At 51.7% G+C, this 16818-nt stretch carries 3 protein-coding genes; all 3 read right to left on the bottom strand.

The features are described 5' to 3' along the window. Window positions 1–71 precede the first annotated feature (71 nt). Complete coding sequence (locus ACFMKP_RS23075) at window positions 72–5519, bottom strand: SDR family NAD(P)-dependent oxidoreductase (RefSeq protein WP_382295717.1); 5448 nt, start codon at window positions 5517–5519, stop codon at window positions 72–74. 68 nt (window positions 5520–5587) lie between these two features. Continuing rightward, window positions 5588–10297 (bottom strand): amino acid adenylation domain-containing protein, encoded by a 4710-nt coding sequence (locus ACFMKP_RS23070; protein ID WP_382295714.1) that lies wholly within the window; start codon window positions 10295–10297, stop codon window positions 5588–5590. A 16-nt stretch (window positions 10298–10313) separates the two neighbouring features. Continuing rightward, window positions 10314–16145: an SDR family NAD(P)-dependent oxidoreductase gene (locus ACFMKP_RS23065; protein ID WP_382295711.1), complete on the bottom strand. Its 5832-nt coding sequence runs from the start codon at window positions 16143–16145 to the stop codon at window positions 10314–10316. Window positions 16146–16818: the final 673 nt, after the last annotated feature.

Here is a 16818-nt window from a genome sequence, read left to right as displayed (position 1 = left end):
GCGAAAACAGCGATTGTTGGTTTTGTAGTTTCCCCTTGCCACAGAGCGGGCGAGGAGGTAAGGGAACAGCCTTACAACCCAGCTTGAATCTCCTCTTCCGATAAGCCTTCAAGCTCGGCCAGCAGTGCTTCCATATCGGCTGCGTCGATTTGTTCAAGTTGTAAGTTCTCAATCGTCGTTGCTAGCTCGGCAATGGTTGGCGCGGCAAAAAGTTGATAGAGCCGTACTTCGAGCTGAAAGCTATCACGCAAGCGCGAGACAAGCTGAGTTGCCAGCAGCGAATGGCCACCCAAGGCAAAAAAGTTGTCGTGAATCCCAATTTTGGGCTTGTCGAGAATCTCCTGCCAAATGCTCACCAACTGGCTTTCAATGTTCGTGGTTGGTTGATCAACCACGGCATGCTGGTTTGCTGTGCCAATTTGGCTGAGCGCAGCATGATCAATCGCGCCGCTGCTCGTGCGTGGCAAGGCATCAACCTGATACCATTCGAGGCTGGCTGGGCCAAAATAGCTCTGCGCAAGTTGGCGATAGCGATCGTGGCTGAGCGTGCCATGCTGATTAGTGGTGTAGAGATTGAGCTGTTGTTGCAATGGCTGATTAGTTGCGATATAAGGCCGCAAAGCTGGGCTATCGCCGTTTAAGCCAATCATCAACAGCGGATATTGCTGCTGGCTGATGCCTGCGAGTAGCGATTGCAAGCCTTGACGCACGCCGATTAGGCTATAGCCGCGTTCTGCGGAAAGGCCGCGAATTTGCTGGGGATTGTTGTGACTCATACCAATGTTGTCCCATTGCGTCCAGTTCAAACAAAGTGCCTTGGGATGCGAGGTTTGGCGTTGATGCAGCATAAAGCTATCGAGGAAGCTATTAGCTGCCGAGTAGGCGCTAAATGTTGCGCCGCCAAAGAAGCTATTAATCGACGACATGGCGATGATTGGCAGCTCAGGGCGCTTGATCAATGCTTGTTGCAAGGCCCACGTTGCATACACTTTGGGCGCAAACATCATTTCAAAGGTCGCAAGGCTTTCGTTGGCGATCCAGTGGCGCTCCATCACCGTCCAGTGATAGGCCAAATTGCCAGCCCCAGCAAAGTGGAAAACCCCAGCCAATGGCTGATTCCAGCGCGCTTCGGCAGTGTTAATCAGAGCTGTGATCTGCGCAGGATCAGTCAGATCAAGTGCTTGATACAACACATCGGTGCTGAGATCGCTCAAATCTTTATAGGCGCGGATCCGTTTGGCTAGGCTACTATCGGCATTCAAATGCTTGGCCCAATCGCTTGCCAACGGCAACTCAGTCGAGCCAGTAATTACCAGCCGCGCGTTGTAGGTTTGCAGCAACCAACGGGCAAATTGGCTGCCAATGCCACCAAGGCCACCAGTAATCAGATACAGGCCACCCTTGATCAGCGGCGATTCAATTGGCGCTGCTTGCTCGATTTCGGCCTGAACGAGTGCTGGGACTAAGCGTTGACCTGCCCGATAGGCAACTTCTGCTGTTGGCTTGGGCTGAGCCAGTTCATGGCAAATCTGCTGGCTATTGGTCGTTGCTGGCGCAGCATCGAGATCAAGATGTTGGCAACTGAGCCAATCAAGCTCTAAGGGAATTGTTTTGAGCAAGCCATGGATTGGCGCTGCCGCATACACAACCTGATCGTTTGGATTGATCGCATGACTTTGCTGCGAAACCACGGTTAAGTGTGCGTTGGCAAGCTTTTGTTCAGCCAGAGCTTGGGTCAGGAACAGAATGCTATACGCTCCCCGATATTGGGATGCTGCCAGCTCGCTTGCTTGGGTGATCTGGCTTGGTAAATCAGCGCTATACAGGTGAATATAATCATGAATATTGGCTGCGCTCAGCGCTGCGACAAGCTGTTGATAGTGCTCGCGATCGTTGAGATTAATTGTGTAATGGCGCTCGTGCTGGCTGAATGTTTCGCCAGCGCTGACCAAAATCCACTCCCGTTGCTGCTGTTCAAGCACGTCGATCAAGGCGCGGGCGAGCGCAGTATCATCGCTGAAAATGGCATAGCTTGGCTTGAGCAAGGCTGAATTGCTGCGCTGGCTGGTTGGTTGCCATTGCTTGCTATAAAACCAGCGTGGCAGCGTTTGCTCGTTGGCCAAGGCCAGATCGATGCGCTTGCTGATCGCGCTAAAATCGCCAGCAACGTAGCGTTGGCTCAATTGCGAACGCTGAATTTTGCCAATTGCCGTTTTGGGAATATCGGTTTTGGCGACTGGCAGTACAGCGCTGGGATTAATGCCAATTTTCTGGACGACAACTTTGCGAATCTGCTGAATCTGCTCAAGCTGCTCGGTAAAGTCGGGCAATTTCGAATTGTAGAAAATAACCAGCGATTCGGTGCCACCTGCATGTTTGCTGGGCACGCTACAGGCTGCGCTATACGAAACCTCAACGCCTGCAATCGTTTCAACCAAGGCTTCGATTTCGTGGTTATGATAATTAATTCCATTGATGATGATGACATCTTTTTCGCGGCCAGCAATTGTTAAGCGGCCTTGGTGCAAAAAGGCCAAATCGCCAGTTGTAAACCAGCCATCGCTGGTAAAAACTTCTTGGTTGAGTTCAGGGTTGCGATAGTAGCCAGCGGTAATCGTCGGGCCCTTAATTTGCAAGCGGCCAATCATATCTTCGCCAAGGATTTGATCATCGGCGTTGACGATGCGCAAGCTAACCCCGGGCAACGGTGCGCCAACCTCGACGAACGCGACTCCAATGCTGTCGGAAGTTGCTGGTTGAATGACGCTTTGCAACGAAGCTTGATCGAGTTCGTGAAAACCGCTGTTCGCGCCAAACACCAATTGATCCGATGAGCTAATGCCTGATGAGGTTTCCGACATGCCATAAGCAGGATGCATCGCGCTGGCTGGCAGGCCATGAGCTTGTAGCAAGCCAAGGAAATTGAGCGCAGTTTGTTTGTTGATGCCCTCGCCGCCATTCAAAATAAAGCGCAAGGCCGAAAGATCGCGCTGTCGGCTATTAACTCGCTCGTGCTGATCGTTGATCAGGGCATAGGCAAAGTTGGGTGCCCAAGTAATCGTTGCTCGCTCCTGCTCAAGCAGATCAAGCCAACGCACCGGATCTTGCAAAATATACTCGGTTTTGGCCTGAATTTGGCGACAGCCCAAGCAGAGATCATGAATGTGGAACATAACGATGCCACCAACATGATCAAGCGGCATCCAATTTAATGAAACATCATTGTGATCAAAATGATTGTGTTGCGCGCTGGCCTTGGAGCGGCTGATGATATTGTGATGGCTCAGCTCAACGCCTTTGGGCAGGCCGGTGCTGCCCGAGGTAAACAGCACCAATGCTGCATCTTGTGGCGCAAGCTGCTGGTGCTGCTGATCGGGCTGGTGCTGGCGTAACTGTTCTACGATTTGAATTGCAACGTTGGCAACGCCCAAGCCATTGAACATGCGCTGCATATGACTTAAGCTGGCTTGTTCGCAGACAATCAATGGTTGTTGCAAGGTTTGCCAAGTATTGTAGAGTTTGCTCACCGCTGGATTATGTGGATCGCTGCTAGTGGGCACTGCCAGCGGCACTGCAACAAAACCGCCAAGCATACAGGCCCAAAAACTCACCACAAACGGCTCGTTATTGGTGCATTGCAACACCACATGCTGGCCTTTTTGCAAGCCTGCTGCCCGCAAACCAGCCAAAACCGCCTTAGCAGCGGCCAACAACGCCGCATACGATTGAACCAAAACCGTGCCATCGGCCTCGATATAGCTGATGCCATGCTCAGGATAGAGCTTGGCGGCTTGCACCAAGGCCTCGGCCAAGGTAAACGGCGCTTGATCGGCCTTGATTAATGGCTTACCAACGGCCAAAGCTGGTTTGTCGCTGACTGCTAATGGTTCTGCTGGCTGCGCGCTCATGCTGCGCTGGGCTGGGCCAACATGTCCCATTTCAAGCACTGGCAAAATATCGTCGAGATGCAGCGGGGTTGCTGCTGGCACGATTGATTGGGCAACCAGCGCGACTTCTGCGCCATTGGCGGCTTGTTGCAGTTGGGTTTGTAAATCGGCCAATTGGCGCGAATCAAGCGCGCTGGTTTGGGCTAATTGCTGGCGATCAGGCTGACCGTCGGCCATGCGCGGCAGGCGATCGATTTGCATCAAGCCAAGGGTTGGCAATTGGCAACCAAGCTGAGTTTCAAGGTAACTGAGCACATCGCTTGGCTCAATCTTGTGGTTAGCAACCACAAAGCCCGTTAATGCTTCTGCCTGATTGAGCGTAGTGCGGCGCACCACACAGCTTGCTATAATTGCCGGATGGGTTTCGAGCAGGCTTTCTAGTTCTTGCAACAATAATGGCGCACCAGCCACCTCAAGCATTGAATCAAGGCTGCCAATGAGGTTAATGCGGCCATCATCGTGCCAGCGTGCGAGGTAGCGGGTTTGATACAGCTGGGTATCAGCGGCAAATGGGCTAGCAATAAAGCGCTCTGCATTCAATTGCGCCTGATCAAAGCCAGCAAAAACGCCTGCGCCAGTAACATACAATTCGCCAGTTAAGCCAATCGGCGCGAGTTGCTTGTGCTGATCGAGAATGAAGGCTTGGGTGTGGGGCACGGGCTTGCCGCTATGAATGTGGCCTACTTGGCTGTGCTCGCCAACCACCGTCAGCAATTGCAAGGCTGGAAAGCCATAGTAGTTGTGCCAAGCAGTTTGTTGCTGTTTGAGCTGTTGCTTTAGCGCCTCGCCAGCAAGCAAGCCTTCGCCGCTGCTGAGAATATGCCGAACTTTGGGCAAACCAAGGCTGGATTGTTGCAGCTGGCCCAAGCTTGCGAGGCTCAAGCCTAATGTCTGGGCTTGCTCGGCATTGTCCTGTTGATGCAGCGCTTCAAGCGTGCTAAAGCGTAGCGTGCCGCCACTTGCGAGGGTTGCCAAACTGATGAATGCCGCAAAATCGGTAAATTCTGCGCCAAGCCAAAGGCTTTGCTGAAAGCTGACTTTGGCTTTGTTCAAGTTGAAATCGATAAAACTCAGCAAATTGGCTTGGGTGAGCTGTCCTGCTTGCAGCAAGCCGCTGGGATGCGAGGAATAGCTCAAGGCAATAATGCTTTCGGCAGTTGCCGCAGCTGGCTCGATTGTAAGCGAATCGCTGCGCAGCAGCTGCTCAAATTCGATGCTTGGAGCTAGATCGGCGACCAACGCCAGCGTCTCAGTTGTGCCGACCACCAATTGTTGGCGGGCAAGGCTGCTGCGCAAACGAAAGCCAGCCAAATTGGGGCTGAGCAAGCTATAGCGCGCGCCCAATAGCAGTGTTGCCAGCAGCGTGCTACAAACATCAATTGGCTTGGTCAGCAACATTGCCACATTACTGCCAGCGCCAATCTGCTTGGCAGCTAAACCAGCCGCAAGCCGTTGGGCGCGCGTCGCCAGCTCGCCATAGCTCAACACCTGATCGCCATCGATGAGCGCTACATGGCTCGCGTGCTGTTCAACGCTCGTTGTAAAACGTCGCTGGATACTCTGAAAATCCATGTCCATTTCACCCTTTGCAGCGTAGCCAAGGGCTAGATTTGATGCTAGCCCTTGGAGATTCGATCGATTTAGAACAAATCGTAGTCGTCGTCGTTCGCTTGGACCCAGCCGCCGAGCAAGCGTTCTTTTTCCGCCGTGCTCAACAATGAGACTTCGCTGATCTTCTGCTGTGGATTGGCGACCATGCTTGCCAGCAATTGTAAAAATTGCTCGGTCATGCGCTTGATTGTTGTGGCTTTAAACAGGTCGCTGTTATATTCAAGCCAGCCATCGATGCTTGAGCCATGGTCATAGAGCACCAAGCTCAATTCAAATTTGGCCGATTTGGTCTCGACGCTGCGCGGCACAATCTGCACCTCAGGCAAATCGAGGCTGGTGCGTGAAGCGTTTTGCAACACCAACATGGCTTGGAAGATCGGCGAACGATTGCTTTGGCGTTCAGGCAAAATCTCGCTCACCAACAAATCAAAAGGCAGATCTTGGTGGCTGTAGGCATTGAGCGCAGTTTCGCGAATGCGCTGGAGAACCGTTTGCAGGCTTGGATCGTCGCTCAAATTGCTGCGAATTGCCAAGGTATTGGCAAAGAACCCAATAATGCTCTCAAGCTCTTGGCGATTGCGGTTGGCAACCGGCGTGCCGACCACAATATCGCTTTGGTTGGTATAGCGATTGAGCAGCACGACCCACGCGGTCATCAGCAGCATAAACATGGTTGCTTCGTTATCCCGGGCCAATTGATTGAGCTGGCGATAGAGTTCTGGCTCGATGCTCAGCGTTTCGTGGCCACCATTGAAGGTTTGGACGCTTGGCCGTGGATAATCCAGCGGCATTTCGAGCGTCGGCAATTTGCCATGCAATTGTTGTTTCCAGAAATCGAGTTGGCTTTGCAATACGTCGCCTTGCAACCAATGGCGTTGCCAAGCGGCAAAATCGGGATATTGCAGGGCCAATTCTGGCAATGGCGAGGCTTGATTGCTGGCAAATGCTTGGTAAAGCTGGGTCATTTCGCCAAATAAAATGCCCTGCGACCAATCATCAAAGGCAATATGATGAATGCTTAATGCCAACACATGCTGCTGTTCGGCAAGTTTGATCAACCGCCCACGCAACAATTGGTCGCAATCAAGCTGGAATGGTTGATTAACTTCTTGTTGCAGGCGTTGCTCAAGCGCCGTTGTTTGTTCTTCGCCAGCCAAATCACTCAGATCGTGAATCGCGAGGGTTAAGGGTTGGGCTGGCTGCACTTGCTGAATTGTTTGGCCTTCGTGGCTCACAAAGCGGGTGCGCAAGCTATGATGACGCTCAACAAGTTCATTCAGCGTGCGTTCCAAGGCCGCAAGGTTCAATGTGCCATTAATTTCGAGCACAACTGGCACCGTGTAGAAGCTGCTGTTAGGGTCCATTTGGGCCAAGAACCAGATCCGTTGTTGAGCATAGGAGAGCGGCAAACGCGCCTGTGGATCAGCTTTGTGAATGGCAATAATGCTGCTTTGGGCTGGCGTTTGGTTTGCTTGCTCGATAATGCTGGCCAAGCCTTTGATCGTTGGGCTGAGAAAGAAATCACGCAGGTTGAGGCTGACATTAAAGACCTCACGAATACGCGAAATCACTTGGGTTGCCAGCAACGAGTGGCCACCTAAATCAAAGAAATTATCCTGAATGCCAACCTGTGCAACGCCCAGCAAACTCGTCCAAATTGCCATCAGCGATTGCTCGGTCACACTGGTTGGGGCGGTAATCGGAACCGTGCGCTCAACAGGTTTGGCTTGCTGTTGACTTGGCAAAGCCCGATAATCAACTTTGCCGTTGGCCGTCAGCGGAATCGCATCAAGCATAATAAAGGCGTTTGGCAGCATATACTCGGGCAGCCGTTGCTTGAGAAAGCTGCGCAGCTGGCTAAATCGGGGCGCTTGATTGGGCAGCGTCACCAGGTAGGCGACCAAGCGCTGATCATCAGCAGAGATCGTGTTGACCGTTACGATTGCATCAGTAATCGCTGGATGCGCCATCAGCGTGGCTTGAATTTCGCCTAACTCGATGCGGAAGCCGCGAATTTTAACCTGATTATCGCGTCGCCCAAGGTATTCGATCTCATTATTGGCCAAGCGCCGCACCAAATCGCCAGTTTTATACAGCCGACCAGTGGCGGCAAACGGGTGTTGAATAAAGCGCTCGTTGGTAAGTTCTGGCCGATTCCAATAGCCGCGCGCCAAGCCTGCCCCGCCAACATACAATTCGCCTGCAATCCCAACGGGCACTGGCTGACAGTGGTCGTCAAGCACATACAAATCCAAGTCGGGAATTGGCGCGCCAATCGGGCTAGTTTGCGGGTTTTGCGCGTCGTGCAGCGTAAGTGGGCGGTAGGTCACATGGACGGTGGTTTCGGTGATGCCATACATATTGACCAACTGAGGCCGCGCATCGCCATGGCGCTCAAACCATGGCTGCAATGCGCCAACATTCAGCGCTTCGCCCCCAAAGATGACATACCGTAAAGCCAGCCGCGAGGGCGGCGCTTGCTCTGCATCGTTGATGATTAATTGGCGGAAGGCCGATGGGGTTTGGTTTAAGACCGTCACGCCCTCATCACAGAGCAATTGATAAAACGCTGCTGGATTGCGAGTTGTCATAAATGGCACGACCACCAGTCGCCCGCCATACAGCAACGCGCCCCAGATTTCCCAGACCGAAAAATCAAAGGCAAATGAATGAAATAGACTCCAAACATCGTGCTGATTGAAGCCAAACCAGTGCTCGGTTGAGCTAAATAAGCGCGCAACATTGCGATGGGTAATCAGCGCACCTTTGGGCGTTCCGGTCGAGCCAGAGGTATAAATGACGTAAGCCAAGTTATCGAGCTGGGCGCTGGCTGGGAGATTGGTCGTGGGCTGGTTGCTAAGCTCTGAATCAACCGCGTCGAGCATCAGTAATTGCAATCCAGCTTGCGGCAGTTTATTGCTACAACGCGTTTGGGTCACAACCAGCCCAACTTTGGCATCTGCCAAGAGCCAAACAATCCGCTCTTGCGGATACGATGGATCGATTGGTAGATACGCGCCGCCAGCCTTGAGAATCGCCAAAATTCCAATAATCGTATCCAGCGATGGCTCAACACACAACCCAACCAAACTATCTGGCCCAACATTGAGCGTTTTGAGTTGATGCGCTAATTGATTGGCGCGGCTGTTCAGCTCTGCATAACTCAGTTGCGTTTGCTCAAAGCGCACAGCAATCGCCTGTGGATTGGCTTGGGCTTGCTGTTCAAACCGCTCGTGCAGTGGCAACAAGTTTGGTTGGGCGCTTGGCTTTGTTTGCGGCAGCAATTGCTGAAGCTCGCTTTTGCTCAGCAATGGCAAGCGTGAAACTTCCAGCTCGGGCGTGGATAATGCTGCTTCAAGCAAGATTTGGTAATGTTGGGCCAAGCGTTCAATCGTTGCCCGATCAAAAAGGTCGGTTTTATATTCAAAACTCAGGTTAATTTGCTGATCAAGCGAGATTGCCTCAAGGCTCAAGGCAAATTTGGCCGTGCCGGTTTCAATGGGGAATGGCTCAACTGCCAGTTCTGGCGTTTGGAAGCTGTTAAGCGTATCGCGCTGAAACACAAACAAGCTTTGGAAAATTGGCGTATGCGCCAGATTGCGTTCAGGTTGCAAGGCCTCGACGAGCTGCTCAAACGGCAGATCTTGATGATCTTGAGCCGCCAAATTGGCAGTGCGCACTTGATCCAAAAAGCTGCGAAAACTCATGTCGCCAGCGGCTTGGGTGCGAATAACCAAGGTATTGACGAAGTAGCCAATCAAGGCTTGCAAATTGTTGTAGTGGCGATTGGCAATTGGCATGCCGACTAATAAATCGTTTTGGTTGGTATAGCGAAACAGCAGCGTTTTCCAGACCGCCAGCAAAATAATGTTGAGCGTATAGCCTTCGCTGCGGCTCCATGCCACCAAGCGTTGCACCAAATCGGCGTTGAGTTGCACCCGATAATGCGCTCCGCGCGATGATTCGACCGCTGGATAAGGTCGATCTGTGGGCAATTTGAGAATCGGCAATTCGCCAGCAAGTTGGGTTTTCCAATATTGAAGCTGTTGCTCCAACACGTTGCCTTGTAGCCAATTACGCTGCCACACCGCATAATCGGCATATTGAATTGGTAGGGCTGGCAAGCTGCTTGGTTGACCAGCGTAGGCAGCATTCAACAAGCTATTCAATTCGGCGATCATCACGCCAGCCGACCAGCCATCAAAGACACTATGATGGACGTTGATCAATTTAATATATTCGTGATCACGAATCTGCAGCACAAGGATGCGCAATAACGGCCCAGTTTGCAAGTCAAACGGTTGTTGGGTTTCGGCCTGAAGCTGATGTTGAATCGCGGTTTCACGCTCATCATCGCTCAGCTCCCGCAGATCAACTAGGCTAAACCCAGGATTTAGCTCGGCATGAATTTGCTGATATGGGACGTTATCGACGAGTTTAAATGTGGTGCGCAAGACTTCATGGCGCTGAGCAATGGTGTTAAATCCTGCTTGAACTGCATCAATATCGAGCTTGCCAACATACCGTACGCCATAGGTAATGTTATATAACGGACTGGTTGGGTCCCACTGATAGAGCACCCATTGGCGCTCTTGGGCAAACGATAAGGGCAGCGTATTGGTTGTTCGTGGCTGGGCGACCAATGCTGGTGGCTGATTGGCAGTTTGTTGCAGCCGACGAATCAAGAGCGCTTGTTTTTCAGGCGGTAATGCAGCGATTTTGGCAGCAAAATCAGTCATGTAAAATCTCCATACCTCAGCCAACCAGACGAGATTGAGCCTCATCAGTGGAAAGTTGTTCTAATTCAGCAAGTATTTGGGCGATCTGGTCGTGATCGCTTTGCTGGACTTGGTCAAGCAGCGCTTGAAGTGCATCATCGCGACTTTCAGGCGAAGCAAACAGCTCCGATGATAGTTCGAGGGCTAGGTGTTGATTGACGTTCGCCCCAATTTCATCAATGCTCGGGCCTTGAATCAGATAGGCAACCGACAAGGTTACGCCAAGTTGCTGGCTGATGCTAGTCTTGAGTTCAATGGCCATAATCGAATCGAGGCCAAGCGTATGCAGCGGGAGTTGACTCGCCAATTTTGCTGGGTCAAGCTGCATCACTTTGGCAATTAATTGTTTGAGTTGCTTGGTTATCAAGGCTTGGCGTTCGCTTGGGTCGGTTTGTTGCAGCAAGCGACGAAATTCATGCTCGTGGTTGGCGGTGCTCGCTGCTTGCTCAACGCTCGTTTGGGGCATAAGCGCCGCAAAGAAGGGCAACGCTGCCACCACCGGATTGGTTCTGAGCCAGGTTGCCCAATCGATCTCGGCGATGGTCGTCTGAATTGCCTGATCGCTGAGCAGCTGCTCCATGGCAACTAAGGCTTGGCTTGGTTCAAGCAACTGCACGCCATGGGCTTCGAAAATTTGTGGATTGAGCCGCGCGGCCATCCCCACGCTGGCCCATGGCCCCCAATTAATGCTCAGCCCAGCGAGGCCTTGACTGCGGCGATAGGCTGCGAGGCTATCCATAAAGCTATTTGCCGCAGCATAGTGGGCTTGGCCAACCGAGCCAAGGCTTGCCGCCAGCGATGAACAGAAGATCATAAAATCAAGTGGCTCAGCGCTGAAAACCTCGTGCAGCGCCCATGCGCCAGCAACCTTGGGCGCAAACACACTCGTTAGCGCGCTTGGCTCCATGCGATAAAGCATTTGATCGTCAAGTATGCCCGCTGCATGGACGATCCCGCGAATTGCTAAGCCAGTTTCGGCCCGATAGTGCTGCAAAAATTCAGCTAATGCTGCCTGATCGGCGACGTTAATCGCTGCATAGTGAACATTCGCGCCAGCCTGCTCTAAATCATGCAGGGCATTGAGCAGTTGCGAGCGCTGATCCGACAAGCCTTGCTGGGAAGCATTGGCGGGCTGCAATGGGCGGCGACCAAGAATGATCAAATTGCGCGCACCCTTGGCGAGCATCCAATGGGCGATTTCCAGGCCCAAACCACCACTACCGCCAGTGATCAGATAGGCTGCGTCGCTGGTTAAGCTAATGGGGCTTGGTTTGGCTGGCGCTTGGCGTTTTTGCAAGCGCGCCACCAGCACTTGTTGGTTGCGCAGCGCTTGTTGATGCTCATTCGAGCGCTGAAGCAAGATGCCTGCTAGCAGGCTTGCTTCATTAGCGTGCTGGTTTGGATCAAGGTCGACCAAGGTTGGGCTGAGTTCGGGGTGTTCCAAGGCGGCGCTACGCAACAAGCCCCACAGTGGTGCTTGAGCCAGATTCACAACCTCGTTGCTGACTGCTTGGCCACCGCGCGTAACACACCACAAGCGTGAGTTTGCCCGATTTGGGTCGCTGATGGTTTGCAGCAAGGTCAACATCGCGCTACTTTGATGAATTGCGGCTGCTGGAGCTTGATCATTGCTTGCGCCGAGCGGCCATAAACAGACGATGTGTTGATACTTTGCCTGCAATTGGGTTGTGAGCCAATCGCGCAGATCGCTTGCTTCGCTTGATTGTTCGAGGCAATCGACTTGTTGGCCATGGCCTGCCAGGTTGCTGCTCAATTGCTTGGCAAGCTGATCGTTAGCATTGGCCAAAATCAGCCAGCGCTCTGCTGGCAGCTCGACCGTTTGGGTCGTGCTTGCTTGCCAACCATAATCATACAAGCCTTGCGGCGCTTTGGCAGTCGTGCGGGCGGCCACTTGAAACAGCCGTAAGCCAGCAATTTCGACGACCACGCGGCCTTGAGCATCAGCAATGATCAAATCAGCTTCATACATCAGAGTTTCATCGGCGGGCGCAGACCGCAAAACCGCGTGACACCAAGCCTCAGCTGGAATCCGATCAAGCACATTCAGCCGTTCAATCGCAATTGGCAGGTAGGTCTGACCATTGGTGTGTTGGTCAAGAATGACCGCAACCAATTGGAAGGTCGCATCAAGCAAGGCCGGATGCAGCTGATCATAGGTTTCGAGTTGCCCAATTGCGCTGGCAAGTTGGAGTTTGGCCAAGGCTTCATTTTGGCCGCGCCAAATGCTAGTTAATGATTGGAAGGCTGGCCCGTATTCCAATTGAACCTGTTGCATGCGTGCATAATGCGCGCTAATAGCAATCGTTTCGGGGCAGCGCGCTTGCAATTCATCAAGCGCAAGATAGGTTGAATGGCTGGCAACGGCACTGGTATCAAGCGCTGTCGCAGTGGCATGTAATTCCCATTGGCTCGCTTGATCGGCTGCTTGGCTCAAAATTTGGAAGCTGAAACTATGGCTTTCTTCAGCAGTGCAAATCAGCTGAATTGTGCGTTGGCCTTGCTCAGGGATGATCAATGGTTGCTTGAAAACGAGGTTATTGAGCGTGACGGTTTGTTGGCCACGGCTACGCAAGGCCGCAACAATCATCTCAACATAGGCTGCGCCAGGCAACAAAACTTGCTCTTGAACCACGTGATCAGCCAAATAAGCTGGATAGTTGGTAGTCACACTCGTTTGCCAGAACTGTTCGTTATTCAAAGCCGAAGCGATTGAAATGCCGAGCAACGGGTGTTGATTGCTTGCTGCTGGCTGAACTTTGCCCGATAAAAGGGCTGGCACAAATCCGCCACGGGCTGTTGCTTGGCTGGTTGCTGCTGGCAACAGCTGATCAAACCAATAGCGCTCACGTTGCCAAGGATAGTGCGGCAATGCGCTGCGTTGGCGTGAATTGGGATAAATCTGCTGCCAATCGGGTGCGTAGCCAGCAACATACAAACGGCCAAGGGTCTCGAACAACAGGCCCAATTCGGCTTGCTCGCGGCGTAATGAGCTAAATACCTGGGCTGTCTGCTTATAGTGTTGGATGCTGCGCAGCATCGATTCGCCTAAAACTGGGTGTGGGCTGATTTCCAAAAATGTATCGTAGCCCTTGTCGAGCAGGCTTTTCATGGCGTTGGCAAACAAGAATGGTTCGCGCAGATTGCGGCCCCAATATCCATCGCTGTAGAGCGTTTGCTCAACAAAATCGCCAGTGACGGTTGAAACCAAGGGAATCGTTGGCGCTTGGGGCTTAAGTTCGGCCAGTGCCGCATTCAATTGGGGCACTAATGGCTCCATATGCGGGCTATGGAAGGCAATATCGACCCCACGAACCAAGCGAGCAAAAACATCGTTGTGTTGCAGCGAAGCAACTAATTGCTCCAAAATGGTTGGATCACCAGCCAAAATGCACGAGGTTGGGCTATTGATGCCAGCAATCGCCACCTGTTGCTCACGGCCAGCCAAGAGCAAACGGGCTTGTTCAAAGGTCAGCTCAACCGCAGCAGTTTTGCCCTTGCCAGCAACCTGTTTCATCAATCGGCTACGATGATAGACCACTTGCACCGCTTCATCGAGGGTCAGCACTCCGCTGACATGGGCGGCGGCGATTTCACCCAAACTATGGCCAACAATTGCCGCCGGCGTGATGCCCCAAGCGCGCCAAAGGGCTGCGAGGCTCACTTGCAGGGCAAAAATAAGCGGCTGCGCCCGATCGGTCTGGTTAATCTGCTCGCCAATCTGGTCATCAAGCAGTGCTTCAATCAACGACCAATCTGCATAGTTGCTAAAACAGCGGTCGCAGGCTTCGAGCGTTTGGCGAAAGACTGGTTGCTGCTCAAGCAGCCCACGGCCCATGCCCAGCCAATGCGAGCCTTGACCCGAAAATACCCACACCAATTTATGCGCTTGGCTCTGTGAGCGGTCTTGGGTGATTATGCCGCTGGCAGTTCGGCCTTCGGCATAATCATTGAGTTGCTCGATCAGCAAGTTTTGGCTCGTAGCACTCGCTGCCAGCCGATAATCGAGCTGGCTGCGGCCAACGCTAGCACTATAGCAAATAGCGCTAGCTTCACTCGCGCTGCTTGCAGCAAGCTGGGCTGCATAACGGGCGGCAAGTTGACGTAAGGCTGGCTCGCTTTGGGTCGATAAGGGCAAGAGCAAGGGCCATGCTTCAGTGCTATTTGCTGCTGGAGCTTCAACTGCTGGAGCCGATTCGAGCACCACATGGGCGTTTGTGCCGCCAAAGCCAAAGCCGCTTACGCCAGCCAATAATGGGCCAGCCGAGCTTGGCCATGGCCCCAATTCACTTTGCACCTGCAAGCGCAACTCAGCAAACGGAATCATCGGATTGGGCGTTTCAAAGTGTAAACTTGCTGGCAAGATGCGATGCTTCATTGCCAACGCCACCTTGATTACCCCAGCAATGCCTGCTGCCGATTCGGTGTGGCCAATGTTGGTTTTGACCGAGCCAATCACACATGGTTGCTGTTCGGCGCGCCCAACTGCTAAGACTGCGCCAAGGGCTTGGGCTTCGATTACATCGCCGAGGCTTGTACCCGTGCCATGGGCTTCGATGTACTGAACGCTTGCAGGATTAACCCCAGCGCGGCGATAGGCTTCTTGCAGCACGACCTCTTGCGATTGGCGATTGGGAGCCATAATGCCGTTGGTACGGCCATCGCTGTTCACCGCGCTGCCCCGAATAACCGCATAAACTGGGTTGCCATCGGCCAAGGCTTTGTGCAATGGCTTGAGGATAATAATGCCTGCACCATCGCTGCGTACAATGCCATTGGCGCGAGCATCGAAGGTTTTACAGCGGCCATCAGGCGATAATGCCCCAGCCTTGGAGAAAAATAAGTTGCCATCAGGCAAAAAACTTGCATTAACCCCACCAGCCACTACCAAATCTGCCTCGCCAGACTCTAATGCCTGACAAGCCATATGAATCGCCACCAACGAACCAGAGCAGGCGGTGTTGATACTAACGCTTGGGCCTTGCAAATTCAGCACATACGAGAGCCGATTGGCCAAAATGCTGTGCGACGTGCCTGGCCCAGTATAGGCATCGATAATCTCAGGATGGCTGAATAAAATGCGGCCATAATCTTCGCTGATTGAGGCAATAAAAACCCCAGTGCGGCTGCCAGCCAGCGCTTGCGGCGATTGGCCCGCATCCTCGAAGGCTTCCCAGGTACATTCGAGCAGCATGCGTTGTTGGGGATCAAGGTGGATTGCCTCGCGCGGCGAGATGCCAAAAAAGCCTGCATCGAAATACTCAGGCTGATCAACAAAGCCACCCCAACGGGTATACATCGTCCCTGGGACGCTACGATCGGGGTTATACACCGCCTCTAAATTCCAACGTTCAGTAGGAATTTCCGTAATTGCATCACGCCCGTTGACCAGTAAATCCCAATAATCGGCCAAATTGTTGGCCCCGGGGAAACGGCAACTCATGCCAATAATGGCAATGGCTTGCTCGTTATGCTGCGGCTCTGCTGAGTTTATTGGCGCTGCTTGCTCCGATCCAAGCAATGCTGGCACAAGTGTCTCGATGCTTGGATAATCCCAGAGCATTGTTGGTGAAAGTGAGCGTCCAAGCAGTTCTTCAAGCTTGCTGATTAAACTAAGCGCTTGGAGTGAATCGATTTGATAGTGCGCAAACGGCAAGCGCACATCAATCTCAGCGGGGGCAACATTTAAATAAGTGCAGAAATGATTAATCAACCACGCGGTTAGAATTTCGGCGGTTGGTTCGGGTACTTCAGGCTTGATGTTATCAGTTCCAGCTGGTAGGTTGTTCATAGGATTCCTTTGTATGTCGTGTTGCACAGCAAGGTTTAATGCTACAGCGTGAGCATCTAGATACTGGAAGGTACATCAGATTGAGATCGTTATAGGTATTGAGCTGTTAACCTTCAATCATTAGCCCGTAATGATTGAATTTTTTGATTTATTGACCAAAATATCCTAATGATAACAATAATATTGCTATCAATAAAGTTTTGATCGTAAATAATTGAATATATTAAAATTATGAAAGATAGCGAATATACATTCAAAATTATTAAATTAGGAATCTATGTCGCTATAATTACAGAAATCATTAATTGATGGATAAAAATACTTAAAATTGATAAGTTATCGAGCATTTGGTAATGATATTACTCAATAATCTAATAGTGTAAAGCTATTCAGATGCATTCTATTGTGCAAAATACCCAAATAAAATACCACAATAATTTGGGCAAGATTGCTAAATAGCATTCATCTATATACATTTACATTGTAAAAGGAAAACAGCAGAGCTTGCTATGAAGCAGTAGAATTGAGCTATTTTATTTGTTAAATCGAGTTAACATGCAGTTAAGACATTAACCAAAAATCTCGCTCGATCAACAATTTTAGCTCAAATGGCTTATAGCGCAGCTATTATAGTTAAAGCATATTAGCATTGTCAAGGCGAATTAAATATATC

Origin of the sequence: Herpetosiphon sp. NSE202, from assembly GCF_042688385.1 — a bacterium.
Lineage (GTDB): Bacteria > Chloroflexota > Chloroflexia > Chloroflexales > Herpetosiphonaceae > Herpetosiphon.
Note: the sequence above shows the minus strand (reverse complement) of the source record. Positions and strands in the feature narration are given on the sequence as shown.

What these genes read in the sequence shown, in the direction of transcription:
- ACFMKP_RS23075 (WP_382295717.1), bottom strand. Translation starts at nt 5,519, where the DNA reads ATGGATTTTCAGAGTATCCAGCGACGTTTTACAACGAGCGTTGAACAG.
- ACFMKP_RS23070 (WP_382295714.1), bottom strand. Translation starts at nt 10,297, where the DNA reads ATGACTGATTTTGCTGCCAAAATCGCTGCATTACCGCCTGAAAAACAA.
- ACFMKP_RS23065 (WP_382295711.1), bottom strand. Translation starts at nt 16,145, where the DNA reads ATGAACAACCTACCAGCTGGAACTGATAACATCAAGCCTGAAGTACCC.